This is a genomic window from Skermanella sp., assembly GCF_059503625.1.
Genome location: NZ_JCACHA010000608.1, coordinates 1 through 17,261, shown reverse-complemented (window position 1 = coordinate 17,261; position 17,261 = coordinate 1). Strand labels below are relative to the sequence as shown.

At 64.9% G+C, this 17,261-nt stretch carries 14 protein-coding genes and 1 pseudogene; 8 read left to right on the top strand and 7 right to left on the bottom strand.

Features of this window, described 5'->3' with window-relative positions:
• Positions 1-899: 899 nt before the first annotated feature.
• Positions 900-2,300 (bottom strand): hypothetical protein, encoded by a 1,401-nt coding sequence (locus AC5JJ6_RS16755; RefSeq protein WP_496043148.1) that lies wholly within the window; start codon positions 2,298-2,300, stop codon positions 900-902.
• 41 nt (positions 2,301-2,341) lie between these two features.
• Between AC5JJ6_RS16755 and AC5JJ6_RS16750 the strand changes: the two genes are divergently transcribed.
• The 3 genes from AC5JJ6_RS16750 to AC5JJ6_RS16740 all read left to right on the top strand — a co-directional run bounded on the left by AC5JJ6_RS16750 (position 2,342) and on the right by AC5JJ6_RS16740 (position 5,372).
• A complete protein-coding gene (locus AC5JJ6_RS16750) occupies positions 2,342-2,767 on the top strand; it encodes a hypothetical protein (protein ID WP_496043147.1) in 426 nt (141 codons plus the stop codon).
• 281 nt (positions 2,768-3,048) lie between these two features.
• Positions 3,049-5,136: a patatin-like phospholipase family protein gene (locus AC5JJ6_RS16745; protein ID WP_496043146.1), complete on the top strand. Its 2,088-nt coding sequence runs from the start codon at positions 3,049-3,051 to the stop codon at positions 5,134-5,136.
• Positions 5,137-5,246: 110 nt separating this feature from the next.
• Entirely contained in the window at positions 5,247-5,372 is a 126-nt protein-coding gene (locus AC5JJ6_RS16740; protein ID WP_496043145.1) for a hypothetical protein, read from the top strand.
• 43 nt (positions 5,373-5,415) lie between these two features.
• Here the strand turns inward: AC5JJ6_RS16740 and AC5JJ6_RS16735 are convergent, their stop codons facing one another.
• From AC5JJ6_RS16735 to tnpA, 4 genes are all read right to left on the bottom strand, one after another.
• Positions 5,416-5,754 carry a hypothetical protein gene (locus AC5JJ6_RS16735; RefSeq protein ID WP_496043144.1) on the bottom strand — a complete coding sequence of 113 codons (339 nt, stop codon included), beginning with the start codon at positions 5,752-5,754 and terminating at the stop codon, positions 5,416-5,418.
• Positions 5,751-7,271 (bottom strand): IS66 family transposase, encoded by a 1,521-nt coding sequence (gene tnpC, locus AC5JJ6_RS16730; protein ID WP_496043150.1) that lies wholly within the window; start codon positions 7,269-7,271, stop codon positions 5,751-5,753. Before tnpC ends, AC5JJ6_RS16735 begins: the two co-directional genes overlap by 4 nt.
• Before the next feature lie 113 nt (positions 7,272-7,384).
• Positions 7,385-7,732 carry an IS66 family insertion sequence element accessory protein TnpB gene (gene tnpB, locus AC5JJ6_RS16725; RefSeq protein ID WP_496043143.1) on the bottom strand — a complete coding sequence of 116 codons (348 nt, stop codon included), beginning with the start codon at positions 7,730-7,732 and terminating at the stop codon, positions 7,385-7,387.
• Complete coding sequence (tnpA, locus tag AC5JJ6_RS16720; RefSeq protein WP_496043142.1) at positions 7,729-8,154, bottom strand: IS66-like element accessory protein TnpA; 426 nt, start codon at positions 8,152-8,154, stop codon at positions 7,729-7,731. Before tnpA ends, tnpB begins: the two co-directional genes overlap by 4 nt.
• Positions 8,155-8,209: 55 nt before the next feature.
• On the opposite strand from tnpA, the gene AC5JJ6_RS16715 reads away from it, so the two are divergent.
• The 4 genes from AC5JJ6_RS16715 (at position 8,210) to AC5JJ6_RS16700 (ending at position 14,399) form a co-directional block, all read left to right on the top strand.
• The gene (locus AC5JJ6_RS16715) at positions 8,210-8,818 is read left to right on the top strand and encodes a hypothetical protein (protein ID WP_496043141.1); all 609 of its coding nucleotides are present in this window, start codon (positions 8,210-8,212) and stop codon (positions 8,816-8,818) included.
• 241 nt (positions 8,819-9,059) lie between these two features.
• Positions 9,060-12,278: a hypothetical protein gene (locus AC5JJ6_RS16710; RefSeq protein WP_496043149.1), complete on the top strand. Its 3,219-nt coding sequence runs from the start codon at positions 9,060-9,062 to the stop codon at positions 12,276-12,278.
• A complete protein-coding gene (locus AC5JJ6_RS16705) occupies positions 12,275-13,828 on the top strand; it encodes a KAP family P-loop NTPase fold protein (RefSeq protein WP_496043140.1) in 1,554 nt (517 codons plus the stop codon). Before AC5JJ6_RS16710 ends, AC5JJ6_RS16705 begins: the two co-directional genes overlap by 4 nt.
• Positions 13,829-13,964: 136 nt before the next feature.
• Positions 13,965-14,399 carry a class I SAM-dependent methyltransferase gene (locus AC5JJ6_RS16700; RefSeq protein WP_496043139.1) on the top strand — a complete coding sequence of 145 codons (435 nt, stop codon included), beginning with the start codon at positions 13,965-13,967 and terminating at the stop codon, positions 14,397-14,399.
• A gap of 719 nt (positions 14,400-15,118) precedes the next feature.
• Here AC5JJ6_RS16700 and AC5JJ6_RS16695 read toward each other — a convergent pair.
• Both AC5JJ6_RS16695 and AC5JJ6_RS16690 read right to left on the bottom strand, forming a co-directional pair.
• Positions 15,119-15,772 (bottom strand): hypothetical protein, encoded by a 654-nt coding sequence (locus tag AC5JJ6_RS16695; RefSeq protein WP_496043138.1) that lies wholly within the window; start codon positions 15,770-15,772, stop codon positions 15,119-15,121.
• Positions 15,773-15,870: 98 nt separating this feature from the next.
• Positions 15,871-16,605, bottom strand: a pseudogene (locus tag AC5JJ6_RS16690) (SDR family NAD(P)-dependent oxidoreductase).
• Between the two features lie 256 nt (positions 16,606-16,861).
• On the opposite strand from AC5JJ6_RS16690, the gene AC5JJ6_RS16685 reads away from it, so the two are divergent.
• The gene (locus tag AC5JJ6_RS16685; protein ID WP_496043137.1) at positions 16,862-17,254 is read left to right on the top strand and encodes a hypothetical protein; all 393 of its coding nucleotides are present in this window, start codon (positions 16,862-16,864) and stop codon (positions 17,252-17,254) included.
• Positions 17,255-17,261 lie beyond the last annotated feature (7 nt).

Here is a 17,261-nt window from a genome sequence, read left to right as displayed (position 1 = left end):
CTTTCTGCTGATCGTTCGGCATCTTCGGCTCCTTGGATAGAAGAGCGAAAGATCGCACGTTGACGGCAGTTCCGATGTGTCGTGCGGCTGGTCACACAGCGGGAGCAGAACCGTAGCTCCCAATGTCGGTACTATTGAGGTGCCTAGATGAGATACCCAGTGCGGCTGTGGTCGGGGCAGCTCCCTGCAACCAGAACCTGAAGCGCTCACTTATGGGGCCCCCAGAAAGTGCAAGAGCTTGGGAATAGAGAAGCTGATTTGGTTCGCAGTTTCGACCGGCAAGCGATGAACACACTGAAAGATGGGCTGGCACCCGGCCGAAATATTCAGCATTTTCAACGCAGTAAAGCTTGAGGGTAAAATCGCCTTACCCTCAAGGTCCGGAGAGTCTCCGGCACTTCGGAGAGAAAATCCGGCTCCGTTCCGCAGCCAAACCATCAAGGTTGCCGCAGAAACCCAGGCCAAACCTGCGCCTCAGCGCGCTGGTTCGGTCGGGAGAGACAAGTTGTGAGGAGACCGACTGGAGCAGCGGTGGGAACTGGGGAACGAAATTCTCTGTGCGCGTGTGCAGCATGCGGTGAACCAGGATGTCACCTGGCTCCGAACTAGCCAGACAGGGGCGCTCCGGGCGGTCCGATAAACTCGACCATGTTGCCGTCGGGATCCTTCACAATGCTGCAGCCTAGTCAGGGAATCACGCAGTTCGTGTACCGTGAGGCCGCGGGATCGGAAAGATTTTGCGATTTTTTTTACTGCCCCAGCAGGAGAGTGCCAAGGCGCGGCGACAGAGGCGCCGCTGCCAAGATCGCCACCTGCAGGCTGGGAAGGCCAGCGCCCGATCCCGGGAGCCGAGATGCGCCGGGCCCCGCCGGTCAGTCCTTGCCGCGGAGGGGCGCCGGTCAGGTCGCGCCGGGCGACAGCGAGTCCCTGATGGCCCGGAAGGCGGCGGCGAACAGGTCGGCGTGCCGCTCGACGTCCGCTGGCGGGACGCTGATGCGCTGGGACGCGTCCATGCGGTGCCGCCACCCCGGCTGGACACCGTCGCAGAGCGCCGTCCATGCCGTGCCGACCTCCTGCCAGACGGACACGACGAGGTAGTGCTCCATGCGGACAGGCGACGGGAAGCTGAAATTCCCGAGGCCCCGCTGGGTCAGCAGGGACATGGCGATGGTGCCCCGCAGCCCCCGCCTGAGCTGGAGGGACAGCGAGACGGGGTTCGAGGTGATGTTCTCGACGGTTTTGTCGGCCATGAGGTGGAGCAACGGACCCGCCGCCCGCTCGAACCACGGCATCCCCAGGCGCTCCGGCACGTCGTGCAGCGTCGGCCGCAGCTTGGAGGGACGGACGTGCTCCCGGATAAGCTCGGCGAGGAAGCTGAGGACCTCCGCGCCGGGCGGGTTCGACTGCCGGATCTCCCCGGCGGCCCGGTCCGCAAGCGCGGCGATGGCCTCCAGGGAGGGGTCGCCCTCGCGGTTCACCGCCGGGCCGACGAGCGACAGCACCTCGCGAGGCTCCAGCTGCTCGTCCTTGTAGTGGGCGAGTTGGGTCTCGTTCCTGTCCGCGAGCTCGGACTCGATCCACCGCGTAGGGATGCCCCCCTCGATGACGAGGAAGTCCGGCCTCTCCTGCCTGCCTTCCACCAGCACGCGGCGGAGGTAGGAGTCGGGCTTGAGGCCGAGCAGATCCCGGCACTCCCGCCAGAAATCAGGGATGGCCTGGCACGCATAGAGCAGCACGTTGATGCGGTTCTCCGCCCGCGACTGGTCCTCGCGCGTGTGGTCGCGGGCACCAAACCGCTGCCCCGGAAACCTTGTCGTGTCGCTCACCGTTTCCCCCACCGCATTGGTGCACCGCGCCCAGGTGGCGAACGGACAGGGCATCCGGCGGGTTCCTGGCCGGGACAGGCATCCCACGCCTCCGACACGCGTCCGTCCCTCACCTAGAGAACGCCGGGCTGCGGGCGCTTCGGCTGGTGTCAGCAGGCCACCACGTGGCCGCCGTGGCGCTCGGGGGCTAGCTAGGCGAAACGGGCGGAAAAGGGCCAGTTCTCGATTTGGCTCAGCAGGATCTTGAGGCCGCGCGTCGGCGTGCGCCTTCAGCCCCTCCAGCACGCCGGAGCCGAGGCCGCGCCCCTTGTGCTCCACGACGATGGCGTCGAGCCTGATCTGGTCCCCGTAGAGGCTGCCGCTGAGGAACAGGCGCTTCCCCTCTATTCGGTAGCAAACGCCACCAGGACGAGGACCGATGGTGGCGTAGATCGGCACGCTGGTGAAGGAGTGCCGGATGACCACCAAAGCCATTGCTGCGCTGCGCGCCAAAGGTGCTGCACTCGCCGCGGAGCGTGACGCGCTGCTGCGCTGCGAAGCCTCTGCCCACGGCCCATGCCAGGATCGACTTCGCCACGTCGAGACCGGCTCTACAGGGCGAGGCGGGACCGCTCCAGACATCCTGGTGGCAGCGGGCGCCGCTCACCGAGGCACGCTCCCTGCTACCCGGATCGGCCGTCTACTGCATCCATGATCGCGCTGCTGACGAGCCGGTCTACCTCGGGGAGACCTCGTTCCTGGCGGCGTGGGCTGCAACTCACGCCGCCGTGTCGTGGCCCGTCCGGGAGCCCTGGCTCGCCTACCTGCCCTTGCCCGAGGGGACACCGAAGCACCTGCTGCGGGAGCTCGAGAGCGATTTGCTCGGCTGGCACTTCTCTGTCAATGACAGGGCACCCGCGCTCCAGTACGCCGAGGGCACTCGGAGCGAGATCACGGAGTGAGCCATGTCACCGCCGTAGTGCTGACGCTCTCTGCCACGGGGCCGCATTCGTAAGATGCCGCACTGGTCCGGACGACGAACAATGAGCCGGCCGTCGTCCTCGGTGCGCCGGATTAAGGGCTAACCCACTTCGGTGGGCAGTGAAAGCCACCTGCCCGCCTATGGGTTCACCCAACAGTAATAACGCGAGGTGATGCGCCGGTGTGTGAGTACCGTGATTAAGCGTTGCGATCTGCCCGCGATCGGCGACACCATTGGCCTCCCGGTCAGGATCGGTGGCCCATGAACGAGACGACCTCCCGACCCAGTACGCCGCAGTCGGCGCACGACTTCTCTAAGCTGCTCGACTGCGACGTCGTCTTCCGTGGCGGCATCACATCCGGCGTCGTTTACCCTGGGGCAGTCGCTGCACTCGCAGAACGCTACCGCTTCCGCAGCATCGGCGGCGCTTCGGCAGGTGCGATCGCGGCAGGCGTGGCCGCAGCAGCAGAGTATGGCCGTCAAGCCGGCCGCGCTGACGCCTTTGCCGAGGTTGAAGCGCTTGCAGCTGAGGTGGGCGGCGGCACGGGCGGGCTGCGCCGGCTTTTCCGCGCGGACAGGAGGCTCCGGTCGCTGGAATGGGTAGTCTGGGCATTACTCCGCCTAGGCATGAGCGTTGTGCTGCTCGGTTTGTTAGCGGCCGGCTTGGTGGTCGCGGTTGCGGCAACGGTGAGGTTCGGCACAGTCTGGGCTGGCGTTGCCTGCTTTCTGGCGCTGCCGATCTTGTTCAGCGGCTGGCTTGCCTGGACGCTGCTAGTGGCGCTGCCAAAAGCCGGGTTCGGCCTCTCTCCAGGCGTCAATCCGGAAGCGGCACAGGATCGAAATGGGTTGCACCTTAAGGGCGCCCTGATGGACTGGATGCACGCTACCATCCAACGCCTTGCAGGCCGCCAGGTATGTGAGGTACCCAGCTCGGCTGCCGGGCCGGAGGCGGTGCCACTTGAAAACCGGCCGCTCACCATGGGCGATCTTTGGGGCGGCGAGGCGGAACGCGCGATCGAGTTGCTGCTAACCACTACCAATCTTTCGCAGCAGCTTCCACATCAGTTCCCCTTTTTGGAACGTAATCCCGGCGCAATCTACTTCCACCCCGACGATCTAAAGAAGGTACTGCCGCGCGACGTGGTGCGCTGGATGGTTATCGCGGCACCACGCGAGGACGATGCGGAAACCGCCGAGACAGCACGCTCCCGCGGCCTGCTCCGCCTGCCGCTGCCCGAGCATCTACCTGTTCTGTTTGGCATCCGCCTGTCCCTCAGCTTTCCCGGGCTGATTGCTGCAGTACGGCTTTTTGCCCAAGGTGAGGACGCGAGGGGTCGCTCGAGCACGCTCCGTCCCTGCTGGTTCTCCGACGGCGGCATCACCTCAAATTTCCCGATATACGCCTTCGACAGCCCTCTGCCCTCACGCCCGACCTTCTGCATTGACCTCCGCGATGCGCCAGCGGCGCAGCAGGATGCTGCCGTGCCGCCCCCGCCGAATACCGCACCGACTTCGCTCGGCCAGAGTGCGGACCCGCTGATAGTGATGGCGCGGGACAACCGCCCCTCTGCGCCGCTCTTTCGTGCCGAAATCAGCGGCAGCTTGCCAGCCTTCCTCGCCTCCATCGTCTCCACCGCGCGCAGCGCACAGGAGAACGAGCTGATGTTGATGCCAGGTTACCGGGATCGCATCGCACATGTGCTGACACGGCCGGAAGAGGGCGGGCTCAATTTGAACATGCCGGCTGACATTATCACCGGCCTCAGCCGTCGTGGTCGAAGGGCGGCGGAACTGCTGGTCAGCCGTTTCCACCCTGAGGGTGCAGCGGCGCAGGCCGGTTTTCGCCTAGGCTGGGCGAATCAGCGTTGGGTGCGCTACCGCTCAACGATGGCCGCACTCGAGCGCTTCCTCGCCGATTTCCGTCGCTCGTGGGAGTACGAGCCGCAGGGCACGCGCGCTTATGACGAAGTTCGCCGGCACTGGGAGCTCTCCGATCCCGAAAATCTGCGTAGTCTGCTGCCCGGCCGCCGCGCGACGCCAAGCTACCGCTGGCGCAACGAAGAGACTGCCAAGGCGGCGGGGCGCGGCACAGAGGCGGTGCTCGCCTTGGCCGAAACTTTGCACTCCGAAGCCGTTGCGTTGCCTTCCGCCGCCTCAGCGCTCAGTGTCTCGCTCTTCGACGGCGTCCAGAATGTAACGGGTGAGGGCGATGGCACTGCGCCGCGGCCGAAGCTCGGATTGCGCAATCGGCCGGTCGTCAACGACCCTATGGCGACCCGCACCTATGAACCGGGTGCCACCCTGACAGTGGACTTGGCTGGGCAGTCGGCTGGCAACTCTGCCGGCTGACGCCACAGCGAGAGCGGTCTGCGAGCAGGAGTGAAGCACCGCGCGCTCACTCGCCGAGGGCAACGCGATGATAAGCTCCGACGATTCGCATCGCCTTGGAGCCGCGTCGCTTGACCGATTTCCTCGCCAAAGCCCCTACGCTCGACGCCAGCTGGCGCGCCGTCGTGCTGTTCGGTCGAAACGTCGCCTCCTACAAGTTCGCCGTAAGCGTCGCGGCGGTCGCACGGCACATGTGACTGGACAGGCTGCCCACGCTGCTGGGTGAGCAGGCGCTGCGGCTCAGCTTGGCCCGGGCAGCTGGCGTCGTAGGCGCTTCACCCGATGCTTCTGGTAGGCGGCGATCTCGCGTGCCATGGGCAGGCGCGGATCGAATCGCAGATGGGTGATCGAGGTGTAGACTGCGTTGCCGGTCGCTGTGGCGACGTCGAGCCCGCAGACGATGCCGCCTTCGTCACCGGCATAGTGGAGGGCGATGATCGAGCAGGCCGCCGGGACCTCCGGCGCGGTCTCCGGGGTGCGCAGCGTGGCGGTGAGTTCCGGCGTCATGCGGGCGGGCACCGGCAGTGCCGCCTGCAACTTGGCGAGGAGCCGTTCCGCCTGCCCGGGATTGTCGATCATGCCGCCGCGGCGATCGGGGCGTCGGCGTCGGGGCGCCAGTTCCACGGCAGCAGCGCGTCCAACTCGGTGGCCTTGGTCCGCCCGGAGACGACGCGCTGCAGCACGTCGGTGAGCCAGGCCTGTGGGTCGACGCCGTTCAGCTTGGCGGTCTGGATGAGCGTCATGGCCATCGCCCAGTGGCGCGCTCCGCCATCGCTCCCGGCGAACAGCGCATTCTTGCGCCCGAGGGCCACGGGCCTGATGGCGCGCTCGACCACGTTCGTGTCCATCTCGACCCGGCCATCGTCGAGGAACACCGTCAGGCCAGACCAGTGCCGCAAGGCGTAGCGGATGGCCTTGGCGAGGTCCGAGGCGGCGGAGACACGGCCCTGGTGGACCAGCAGCCAGGCGTACAGGGCCTCGACAATGGGGCGACTGCATTCCTGCCGGGCCTGTTGCCGGTGTTCGGCGGGATGGCCGCGGATCTGGCCCTCGATCGCGTAGAGCGCCTGGATCTGCGCCAGCACCTCGGCTGCGAGCGGCGATTGGGTGGAGGCGTGGAACTCGTAGAAGTACCGCCGCATATGGGCCCAGCAGAACGCCAGGCCGACCGAGGCGTCGGCGCGCTCGCCCGCCAGCCGCTTGAATCCGGGATAGCCGTCGACCTGCAGCACGCCGCGGAATGCCGCCAGATGCCCGGCGGGGCGCAGCCCCTTGCGATCTTCGGAGTAGACGTAGGCCACCACCGGATGACCTTGACCGCACCATGGTCGGTCGTCGACTGCGTAGCACCAGAGCCGCCCGGTCTTGGTCCGGCCGCGGCCGGGGTCGAGGACTGGCAGCGTCGTGTCGTCGGCGAACAGCTTGGCCGCGGACAGCGCCGTGCCGACCAGCAGGTCGTAGAGCGGAGTCAGCCACCAGCAGGCCCGGCCGACCCAGGTGCTGAGTGTCGAGCGGTCGAGCGTCACACCCTGCCGCGCCAGCATCTGCGCCTGGCGATACAGCGGCAGGCTGTCGCAGAACTTGCTGACCACCACGTGTACGATCAGCGCCTCGGTCGCCATGCCGCCATCGATCGGCCGCTCCGGCGCGGGCGTCACCACCACCGTGCCCTCGCAGGCCCGGCAGGCGTAGCGCGGGCGGCGGGTGACCCGGACCCGCAGCTGGGCGGGCACGATTTCGAGCTGCTCGGTGCGGAGTTCGCCGATGGCATGCAGCGCGCCGCCACAGCATGGGCAGTCACGCCGCTCGACGTCGATCAGCACCTCGTAGCGCGGCAGATGCTCCGGCAGGGCACCGTGGTTGCGCCGGGGCGGTGCTGAGCGGCCACGGCCCTGCTGGGCCTCCGCCGCATCCTGCCCGGCCTGGTTCTCGGCGACGCTCTGCTCGAGATCCTCGAGCCCGAGCTGCAGCTGGTCCGGGCTGAGCTGCTCCGACCGACGGCCGAACTGCTGCCGCAGCAGTCGCTGGATCAGCAGCCGCAGCTTGTCGTTCTCGGCATGCAGGGCGCCTTGCTGATGCACCACATCCCGCAGCATCTGCTGCAGGATGGCGGGATCACCGGGCAGCGTGTCGAGGTCGATCTGCACGCCCGGATGATGCCAAAGGCCGCCGCGTCGGGCCTACCGTTTCCAACCGAATCGCAGCGCTGTTACCCCGCCAGTTCCGGCCTGCGGCGTGCCACCGGAGCCCGCCACTCGCAGCCGTCGAGCAGCGCCGCCAGCTGCGCCGTGGACAATGCGATGCATCCCGTGGTGGTGGTCGGCCACACGAACTGGCCCTGTTCCAACCGCTTGGTCAGCAGGCACAGGCCAACCCCATCGTGCCAGAGCAGCTTGATCAGCCCGGCCCGACGACCGCGAAAGGCGTACACCGCCCCGCTGAATGGATCCTCCGCCAGGCCCTGCTGCACCAGCATCGCTAGACCCGTCATGCCCTTGCGCATGTCGGTCACGCCGCAGGCCAGCCAGATCCGCAATCCAACGGGCGGCGCGATCATCGGCGACCCAACGCCGCCAGAACACGGCGCAGCGCCACCTCCTCCACCGCCGCCCCTACCCGCACCATCACGCCGTCCGGCAGCACGATCTCGATCGGGGCGGGCGCGGCATCGGGTTCCGCAGCTGGGGATGCCGCCTCCGGCATTGGCGGGGCTACTGCCGCGACCGCGCCGTCAGGTACCGCGGCGACTGGCAAGAAGCTCGGCGTCGCGGGCAGCAGCACCTTGAGATGCCCCTCCACCATCTGCCGACGCCAAGTGTAGAGCAGGCCGGTGCCAATGCCGTGCCGCCGCGCTACCGCAATCGGCGAGCCGCCCGGCTCCAGACTTTCCAGGACGATGTCGTGCTTCTGCGCGTCCGTCCAAACCCGTCGCCGTTCACCGCGGGTGATCACCTCAACCGGCTTCTCACGCACACTCATACGAGTAATCGTGTGAGCGTCCTCAGCCTCGGTCGGCGGCGTCTGCGTCTTGCCCATGACCGACTTCGATCACAAGCCTAGCCCGCGTCGCAATGTGCGGCCGCCGCGACGCTTACAGTTCGCCCTCGCCAAGACGCTGCTCGGGCTGGCGGACCGCACCGACGACCGCGTGACGCTCGAGGAGCTCGCCGGTCCCTTCGCGCGGCACCTGTGCGAGCATCTGAAGCTCATTGACAAACAAACCATCTCGCGGTCGAGCAAGTTCCTGGATGCCTGCCGCGCCTTCAACCGCTGCGAGCTCCCCGAGGGCACGCTGGTCGACGCCACGGCCCGGCTCGGCTTCAACAACGTCATTGACGCCTTCCATGTGGTCGGCATCGGACCGGTCCCAGCCCGCTTCTTCGCGGACGAGAGAGGCGGTAACCGCGGCGGAGGCGGCGCCATTCGTCTGACCGATGACCTGCGGCAGCTCGCGGGCTCCCTGCAAGGCGGCGGGCTTTCCGATGAGGCAGATGCGCGCTGGCGGCTAGTGGAAACTGCTTGGCAGCTTGACCTGCCCCGGGCCGGCGTCGCGTCTCAGGCCGATGCGATCCAGGACCTGCTCATCGTCGAGCAGGACCGCCGGATCCGGCGCACCAGCCTGACCCTGTGCGCGGCGCGCTGAACGGGTACCAGCGGGGGCGCTGCGACGCATCCTGACTAGCGAGGCCCTTGTACACGCCCCCGATGACCGGCATCTACGGCGCCTCGGTAGTCGCAAGGCCAGCATGATGCGTGTGTCAGCGCAAGGCGGATCCGCTTCTACGCGGTACAGCGCTGAAGAGTCGGCCATGATGCTGGTTGCGACATGTCCGTGGTAAGTGCCACGCTGCCTCGGCTAAAGCCCAGGAGGCCCGGGTACCGTGATGCAGCCGTCATCGGAACCAATATTCCGGGTACCCCACGCGGATCCCGGCGGTGCCCTGATCGGGCGCGCCGCTGAGCTCAACGAACTTGATCGGTTGCTCCGAGGGAGTAATGCTGCGGCGGTGACGGTGCTGCAGGGTACGGGCGGGATTGGAAAAACTCAGCTTGCGGCCGCCTACTGCCATGCGTACCGGCGCGACTGGCCCGGTGGCGTAGTCTGGCTCAGCTTCGCCGACCCGGGTCGGGCTATGGAGGAACTGGCCGCTTGGGCGCGGGAAGTAGATCCTTCAACGGGCGATATGAGCCGGGAGGCGCGCGCGACGGCGCTACTCGGTCGGCTGCGGGGACGGATCGATGCACTGCTCGTGCTCGACAACCTCGAGGACTGGCGAAAGCAGGATCCCTTCGCAGATGGGCACGTCCTCGATTTGGACTTGCCTGGGCTTCCAAACAGCGCCCCACGCCGGCTCGGCTGCCGCCTGCTGGTCACCAGTCGCGCGCCCGTGCCTGACTGCGCCAACCATCCGCTCAGCTTTCTGCGTCCGCCCGCCGACCGCAGCCTGGTGTTGCGCGAGGCAGGCCGCGCGCCGCCGTCAGCGGCCGGTGAAGCGGCAATGGAGGAGGTGATGGGGATGCTCGGCGGGTTGCCGTTGGCGCTGATCCTCGTGGGCCGACTTCTCCGGGATCGACCTCGGCTGAGTTTCACGGAGCTGCGGGATGTGCTCCGCCGTGGCGGCGCCGTCGTCGTGTTGACGAAAGCGGGCACGCTGCCGCCTGACTACAGGGAGCGGCTGGGCGCCTCCATGGCGGCAGTGATGGGTGAGGTCTGGGGCCTTCTGGCCAAACCCGAGGACAACCTGGCGCGTCAGGTTCTGCTTGCGCTCTCAGCGCTCGGTGAGAGCTTATTCGTTCCGGAAGCGGCTCTGCCGCTCCTGGTCGAGCCCCCCCCGCCCGACCCCTTGGAGCCGGATTGGAACGAGGCCGCGCTGGAACGGCTGACCGTGCTGCAGATGGTCGAACGACACGCGGAGGCCCGCGCAGTACGCTTGCACCCATTAATACGCGAGTTCGCGGCGTGCCAGCAGCCGGAGGGGTTTGTGTCGGAGCTGGCAGCGGGCCTCGACCGGCGTCTTGGCTCAGTGAATCGGCTACTTGCATTGCCTGCGGCGGCATTGCCGGCGATCACCGGGGCGCTCGAATCCTTCTTGGCAAGCACTCGTAGGGAGGATGAAGTAGCGCAGCGGATCTGCCGGCTGCTGCGGCTGCAGGCGCACGCGTTGTGGCAAACCCGCGATCCGACCGCGGGCTTGGCTACGGCCGCGCAGCTCGCCTATAGCGCCGGTCTACACGGGCTCGACGAACTCAAGAATGCGGCCGAGGCGGCCATTCCTACAGGAAAACTTGGGTTTTCTTTGCGCTGGAGCTCCTCCAGCCCGCCGGTGGAGGCGCTACGACAGCGGCTTCGTGGCCACGAGAGTTGGGTGTTCTGCTGTGCCGTGAGTGCAGACGGCAAGACCGGTCTGTCGGGCTCCGGGGACAACACGTTAATCGTGTGGGATCTTGAGCGCTGCCTGGCGCGCCACCGTTTGGAAGGCCATCACAGCTGGGTGCACGGATGCGCAGTGAGCGCGAACGGTCAGATTGGTCTGTCGGGCGCCGGAGATTGCACCTTAATCGTTTGGGATCTCGCACGCGGTGAGGCGCGCTACCATCTGCAAGGTCACGAGAGTGAGGTGCGTGGCTGCGCGATAAGTGCAGACGGCACGCTCGGGTTGTCTGCTTCCTTGGATAACACACTTATTTTGTGGGATCTGGAGCGCGGCGAGGCGCGTCACCGCTTGCGGGGACATGCAAGGTGGGTCCTTCGCTGCGCTATGAGCGCGAATGGTGCACTCGGGCTCTCCGCGTCATTGGACGGCACAGTGATTGTTTGGGACTTATTGGGAGGCAGGGAGCGCCACCGCCTGCGAGGTCACACTCATAAAGTCGCCGATTGCGCAATAAGTGCGGACGGCACAGTCGGGCTGTCCGCCTCCGAGGATTGCACGCTTATTGTTTGGAATTTGTTGGAAGGCACCGAACGCTACCGTCTGCGAAGCCACGTGCGCGGAGTAGTCGGCTGCGCCATAAGTGCAGACGGCACGATTGGTCTCTCCGCCTCAGACGACAAGGTCTTAATCGTCTGGAATCTGACGCGGGGAGAGGCGCTCAATAGCCTACAAGGCCACGAGAGCGGGGTATCCGACTGTGCTGTGAGCGCAGATGGCCGGATCGGACTGTCGGCGTCAGATGACCGTACACTCATCCTATGGGATCTCGCCCAGAAGGAGGCACACCATCTCCGTCAACCTCACGCGGACCGAGTGCTTAGCTCCGCCATATGCGCAAATGGCGCGCTCGGACTATCGGCCTCTTTGGACGGCACGTTGATCGTCTGGGACTTGGAGCATGGTGACATACGCCACCGCCTGCGCGGCCATGATCACTGGGTGCGCGGCTGCGCAGTAAGTGCGGATGGCCGGCTCGGGCTATCTGCGTCTGAGGATTGCACACTGATCGTTTGGGATTTAGAGCGTGGCGAGGCGCGCCACCAGCTGCGGGGGCATAGCGGCCAAGGAAGCTGGCTGACCGATTGCGCGGTGAGTGCCGACGGTCGGCTTGGGCTGTCCGCTTCATCCGACGGTACCCTGATTGTTTGGGATTTGAAGCGGGGCAGGAGACGCCACCGTCTAGAAGGCCATGACCGTACCGTGCGCAGCTGCGCGGTGAGCGCGAACGGCCGACTTGGGCTGTCCGCTTCCTCCGATCGCACGCTCATCGTCTGGGATTTGGAGCGAGGCAGGAGGCGCGACTATTTGATAAGCCACAACGACGCGGTGACCGGCTGTGCCGTGAGTGCCGATGGCCGGCTCGGTCTGTCTGCGTCTGAGGATTGTACACTGATCGTCTGGGATTTGGAGCGCGGTTTGGCACGTCACCGGCTGGAGGGCCATCAAAGGCTGGTGCGCGGCTGCGCTGTGAACGCCGACGGGACCCTTGGCCTATCGGCTTCTGACGATGGCATGATAGTTTTATGGGATCTGGCGCGTGGTGAGGCGCGCCATTTCCTTGCGCTCTCCACGAACCCAACGTGTGTCGCGATCGACGCAGTTGGCCGTCATATCCTGATTGGCGATGGCCGAGGCGACGTGACATGCCTAAGGATTGAGCCGCCATGAGTCTCTCCGACGCCCCGTTCGTGTTCGCCGGCGAAAACGCCAAGCCTGACCTGCTCGGCCGAGGGCCGGCAGTCGAGGCGCTGCGACGTATGCTTGGCGGCGCGGCTCTGTCCACGCCGCTCGTGGTTGGTATTTACGGCGGCTGGGGCACGGGGAAGACCAGCGTCATGCAAACTTTGCGCGTAAGACTGGAAGAAACGGCTTCCGATCCTTTGGCTATCTGGTTCGACGCCTGGATCTACGCCCGGCAGGAGACCGCGCTCTGGCGTGCCCTCCTGCTGCGCATCGTCGCCGCTCTCCGTGAACGCACCGAGATGCCGGACGACAAGACCCTAACCAGTTCCGCCTATGATGTCGCGTTTGCCCGCTATAAGAAGCTCTGGGTCAATGACCAGGACGCGGAGGCGGCCCGGGCGGCGCTGGACGAGGCGCGGGACCGACTCTATCGCAGCATGACCTTGACCACCAAAGGCGGGCTAAAGGTGGACTGGTGGGGCGCCCTGCCTCTGGCGGCGGATGCGGCTCTTACAGCAGTCACGGCTGGGCTGAACGCGCAGGTGGCCCAGGCCATCGTCGGCAAGGACGCTCAGGGCGGCCTAACCACCGCACTGGCGAAGTGGTTCAAGGGTGAGGACACCAGGAAGGCGGTCAAGCTGATCGAACGCGAAGCAAGCGAGCGCTACGTCGAGCAGGTGACCTCGTTAGAGCAGTTCCAGGAGCTGTTCCGCGAGCTACTGGCCCGGTTTGGAATTGGCGAAAAGGGCAGGCGACTCTTCGTCTTCGTAGACGACCTCGATCGCTGCCTGCCGGAGGACGCGGTGGCGGCACTAGAGGCGATCAAGCTGTTTCTGGATCTGCCCGGTTGTATTTTCGTCCTTGGCATGGACCGCCTCATGGTCGAACAGGGCATCCGGGTGCGCTACAAGGGTTTAAAAGACCTAGGCTTCGACTTCGACGCGGTCGCCTACCTCGACAAGGTGATCCAGGTTCCACTCAATCTGCCCATGCTCGGCGAGACCCAAGTTAGGGCATACCTCGCCGGCATCTCGGAGGCCGCCGCGGCGGGCGCATTCGGCGCCTGTAGCGACCTGATCCTCGAGGTGGCGCCGCCGAATCCGCGCACGCTAAAGCGGCTTCTTAATTCGCTGCTGCTGACCCTTTACCTCGATGGCTTCGATGACGCCGCACTGGCGGACACAAAACCGAGCATGGCACGGAAGGATCGGGTGCGGCGGCTGTGCAAGCTATTACTGTTGCAGGTCTGCTTCGACCCGGCCTGGCGAGCGGTGGCGGCCGGCGGGCGGGAGACGCTCAAAGCCGCAGAGCAGATCGGTAAGGGGCGCGAGGCTAAGGGGCTGGACGCTGAGGTGAAGCGGCTGTTCGAAGGCCGGGCAATGGAGCGGCTGTTCCGGCTCGGCCCCGACCTCGGCATCCTACCGGACCGGGACTTGGACGCACTGCTGACCCTCACCAAAGCCACCCAGTCACCCGAGCCGCACCCCGGCACCCCGGAGAGCTCGGTTGCCCCGATCATGCCTGAAACGTCCTGATGCCTGTGGCTGTTCGCTTCCGGTATAGCTCAGACCGGGGTGGATGCCGAGGCGAGGGCTTCCTTCCTGCGTGGACGGCAGCAGATTGCGCGCGACCACCTCATCCATGAGTGGGAGCCAGAGGACGCAGCGGCCGGTGTCTGACGAGTGGGAGGACACAATCGGCTACTACGACCGCAATGCCGTGCGCTTCGCAGCCGACACGGCCGATCTCGACATGTCGGCGCTCTACGAGCGGTTCCTTCAGCACCTACCGCCCGGCGGACGGATCCTGGACGCGGGCTGCGGTGTCGGGCGTGATGCACTTGCTTTCGCGGAACGCGGGTACTCAGTGACGGCCTTCGACGCTTCGGCCGAGATGGTGAGGCTGGCGCGGGAGCGCGTCGGCAGTCGGGCCGAGGTCCTTCACATGCGCTTCGAGGACGTAGCTTCGCAGGAGGAGTTCGACGGGATCTGGGCCTGCGCCTCCCTACTGCACGTCCCGGCCGCGGACTTCCCCAGCGTTGCCGCGCGTCTAGCATGGGCACTCCGGCCGCGCGGCGCGTGGTACATGTCCTTCAAGCTGGGATAGGGTGAACGGGTCGCAGGCGCACGAACCTTCACAGACCACACCGATGAGACCCTACGCCTCGCGCTTGCCAGCACAGAGGCCGAACTTGCCGAAGCATGGGCCACTGAAGATGTGCGGGCTCGGCGCGCCAGCGAGCGCTGGCTTAATGCGATCGCGCTGAAGGGTGGATCAGCGTTCGCGCCCACCCACTCCCGTGTCGCTGCCGTCAGGCGGCCCTGACGCCGAAGCTCAAGCGGCGAAGAAACTTTGCCATTGGGCCATTCATGGGCGGGCACTCATCCGGCGCCCCCGGGCCTTCAAGCTCCAAAGCGCAAAAGTGGTCCAAGTAGCCCAGCGAATGCCGCACTCGGGGAGGAGCGGACGGCTGTCGATCACCACGCTCGAAATAGCACCTCATCACCACTGACCAAATGCTAGACCAGCGCCAGGTGCTGGCCCAGCCGACGCCACAGCCCAAGCCATGACCAAGTTGCTGCGCAACGTCGGAAAGGGGATGTCCGAGATTGTGTCGGCGGTGCACCACTACACACCGCCGAAGGTGGGTACCGAGATCAACCTGATTGGCCGTCGCCGCGAGTTGAGGTCCGGTTTGCGCCTGCGACATAGACATCGACCTGTTCGCAATCCCGGGCCTCCAGTTCCAGCTCAGCAAAAGAACACGAACACCTCGACACCGGCCAGGGCGTTTTAGAGGTCGCCACTTATTTCGCATTCAGTCTCTAACTACTGACCACTCGCGCAAACCAGCCAGAAAAAGTCCCCGTATTCTTAGATGTAGGAGAATAATCAATGCCAGTGTCAAATATCGACTTAAGTGTAAGAGATATACCAGATGGTATTGGCACTTCTACTAGACCGTACCAAGGATCGAGGATGATAGCGCCAGTTCGATTACTTCCTGCGCAAACCACAAAATGCCCGCCAACTGTTGGCCATTTTATATGAAATATAATAGGCCGATCTTCACTTGCACTAAGGAACATTGGGGCCAGCTCACCGACGGCCAGTTGACGATGATCAATCTTTAGGCCCTGATCCTCGAGTATTATTTTAAGCAGTCCAGAACCAACTCCAGGCCCACCTGTTTGGAGATCTTGAAGTTTAGCACCATACTTTATCGCAAGATCTCGTTGATACTCCTCGCCTCCAATGTGGCTTTGCCGCTTCACCATACAATAAACCATAAAACAACAAGCAGGCCCACATGAACTTCCAAGATCCTGGGTCCAAAGTATATAGTTTTTGCCACTTGAGTCAGTTACGGTTCGATGATCCATCGTTGACTCCACGGTGCCGATTTTTAGTTTCGAATCCAGCAGCAAATTCAAAGTTAGTGCCTGATCTGCTGCGTGAATGCCAATGTTCATCGGCAAGCAAAAAAAACCAAGCTTTCGCAGAGATTATGCTCAGCAAAGTGAAATTTAACTCGCTTCTGCCCATCTTGTTACCAGCCAGCGAAAAGCTCCTCACATTAGTTGAAAGCCATTCCGCCGGAGAGCGCCACGGTTTGGCCAGTCATATACGCGTTGCTCACTAACATCATAACCACTTGCGCCACCTCATCAATCGTTCCAAATCGGCCAAGCGGAATGCGAGACGGCGATTGAGCCACGCCCGACTTCACCATGTCGGTTTCAACCAGGGACGGCGCGACTGCATTGACCGTAATACCCTCCTTTACAAGCCGAGCGGCATAGCCGCGCGTCAATCCTTCCATGCCAGCTTTGGACGCGTTGTAGTGCACCCCAACTGCACCTGCGCCTCGCGCTGCGCCGGACGACATGTTGACGATGCGGCCCTAGCGCTGCGCGCGCATGTGTGGCAGCACCGCCTGGGTGCAAAGAAGAGCGGATTTCAGGTTAACGGTGATCGTTTCATCGAATTCGGCCTCGGTCAGATCGTCGATGCCGCGGATCAGGGCGATGCCGGCGTTGTTGATGAGAATATCAACGAGCCCGATCTTCTCAGAAACGCTCTGCACCAGAGCGGCAACGGCACTACTGTCAGCGACGTCTGCTTGAAGGGTGACTGCTCGGCCAGATCCTTGGTTAATCTTGCGGGCAACCGCCTCGGCGTCGGCTGACCTTGAACGGTAGTTGATGGCGACGGCTGCCCCAGCCTCACCCAAGGCTAAGGAAACCGCGGCGCCAATCCCTCGAGACCCGCCCGTGACCAGGGCAACGCGACCGCGCAATGGTTGGGTCATACAATGGCTTCCTTGCTCGTGTGGCGGGCTGACTGACTTAAGGTGTCGAATGATATTCCCAGCTGGTGGCGATTACCGGATCGCTTAGCCGGGACACAGGGCTCCCCGGTTTCATTTTCTGCTTCACTTCAGCCCGGCGGAGAGCGAATAGCAGCTCGGCGCCATATTTAACGCCGGTGCATCGCCCCAGCTGCCTCCTCAACGGGGCTCCGGTCAGTAGCACCCGGATGGTCGGGTGCTGCACCAGGAGCCCGCCATGACGCCTACCCCGACGCAGGCCGCGATCCTCACTGCGGCGCTGCAAGACCCGCAGCACATTGTGTCCCCGCCGGCTCGGCTCGCCCCGGCGCCGCGCGACGCCATTCGCCGGAGCCTCCTCGCCAAGGGCCTGATCGAGCCGGCAGCGCTCGAGCAGCCGGACGAGAGCACAGCCTGGACGGTGAACGGTGTCCCCGTGCACTACCGCCTGGCCGAGGCAGGCCTGCGCGCTGCTGTAGGGAAGACCGACGGGGGCGCCCCGGCAGATGCCACTACGATTGCCCGGCACGCGCCTGAGGCTCACGAGGCCGCCCTGCTGGCTCAGGAGCCGCCCGCTGCCCCCGCTAAGTGTCCATCCGGGAACAGCTTGAGGCATCTGAATCGGTTGTGACTGGCGG

Excerpts from the sequence above, each read along its gene's own strand:
- AC5JJ6_RS16755 (WP_496043148.1), bottom strand. The coding sequence starts at position 2,300 with ATGGCTTTGGTGGTCATCCGGCACTCCTTCACCAGCGTGCCGATCTAC.
- AC5JJ6_RS16745 (WP_496043146.1), top strand. The coding sequence starts at position 3,049 with ATGAACGAGACGACCTCCCGACCCAGTACGCCGCAGTCGGCGCACGAC.
- AC5JJ6_RS16735 (WP_496043144.1), bottom strand. The coding sequence starts at position 5,754 with ATGATCGACAATCCCGGGCAGGCGGAACGGCTCCTCGCCAAGTTGCAG.
- tnpC (WP_496043150.1), bottom strand. The coding sequence starts at position 7,271 with ATGCTGCGGGATGTGGTGCATCAGCAAGGCGCCCTGCATGCCGAGAAC.
- tnpB (WP_496043143.1), bottom strand. The coding sequence starts at position 7,732 with ATGATCGCGCCGCCCGTTGGATTGCGGATCTGGCTGGCCTGCGGCGTG.
- tnpA (WP_496043142.1), bottom strand. The coding sequence starts at position 8,154 with ATGAGTGTGCGTGAGAAGCCGGTTGAGGTGATCACCCGCGGTGAACGG.
- AC5JJ6_RS16715 (WP_496043141.1), top strand. The coding sequence starts at position 8,210 with ATGACCGACTTCGATCACAAGCCTAGCCCGCGTCGCAATGTGCGGCCG.
- AC5JJ6_RS16710 (WP_496043149.1), top strand. The coding sequence starts at position 9,060 with ATGCAGCCGTCATCGGAACCAATATTCCGGGTACCCCACGCGGATCCC.
- AC5JJ6_RS16705 (WP_496043140.1), top strand. The coding sequence starts at position 12,275 with ATGAGTCTCTCCGACGCCCCGTTCGTGTTCGCCGGCGAAAACGCCAAG.
- AC5JJ6_RS16685 (WP_496043137.1), top strand. The coding sequence starts at position 16,862 with ATGACGCCTACCCCGACGCAGGCCGCGATCCTCACTGCGGCGCTGCAA.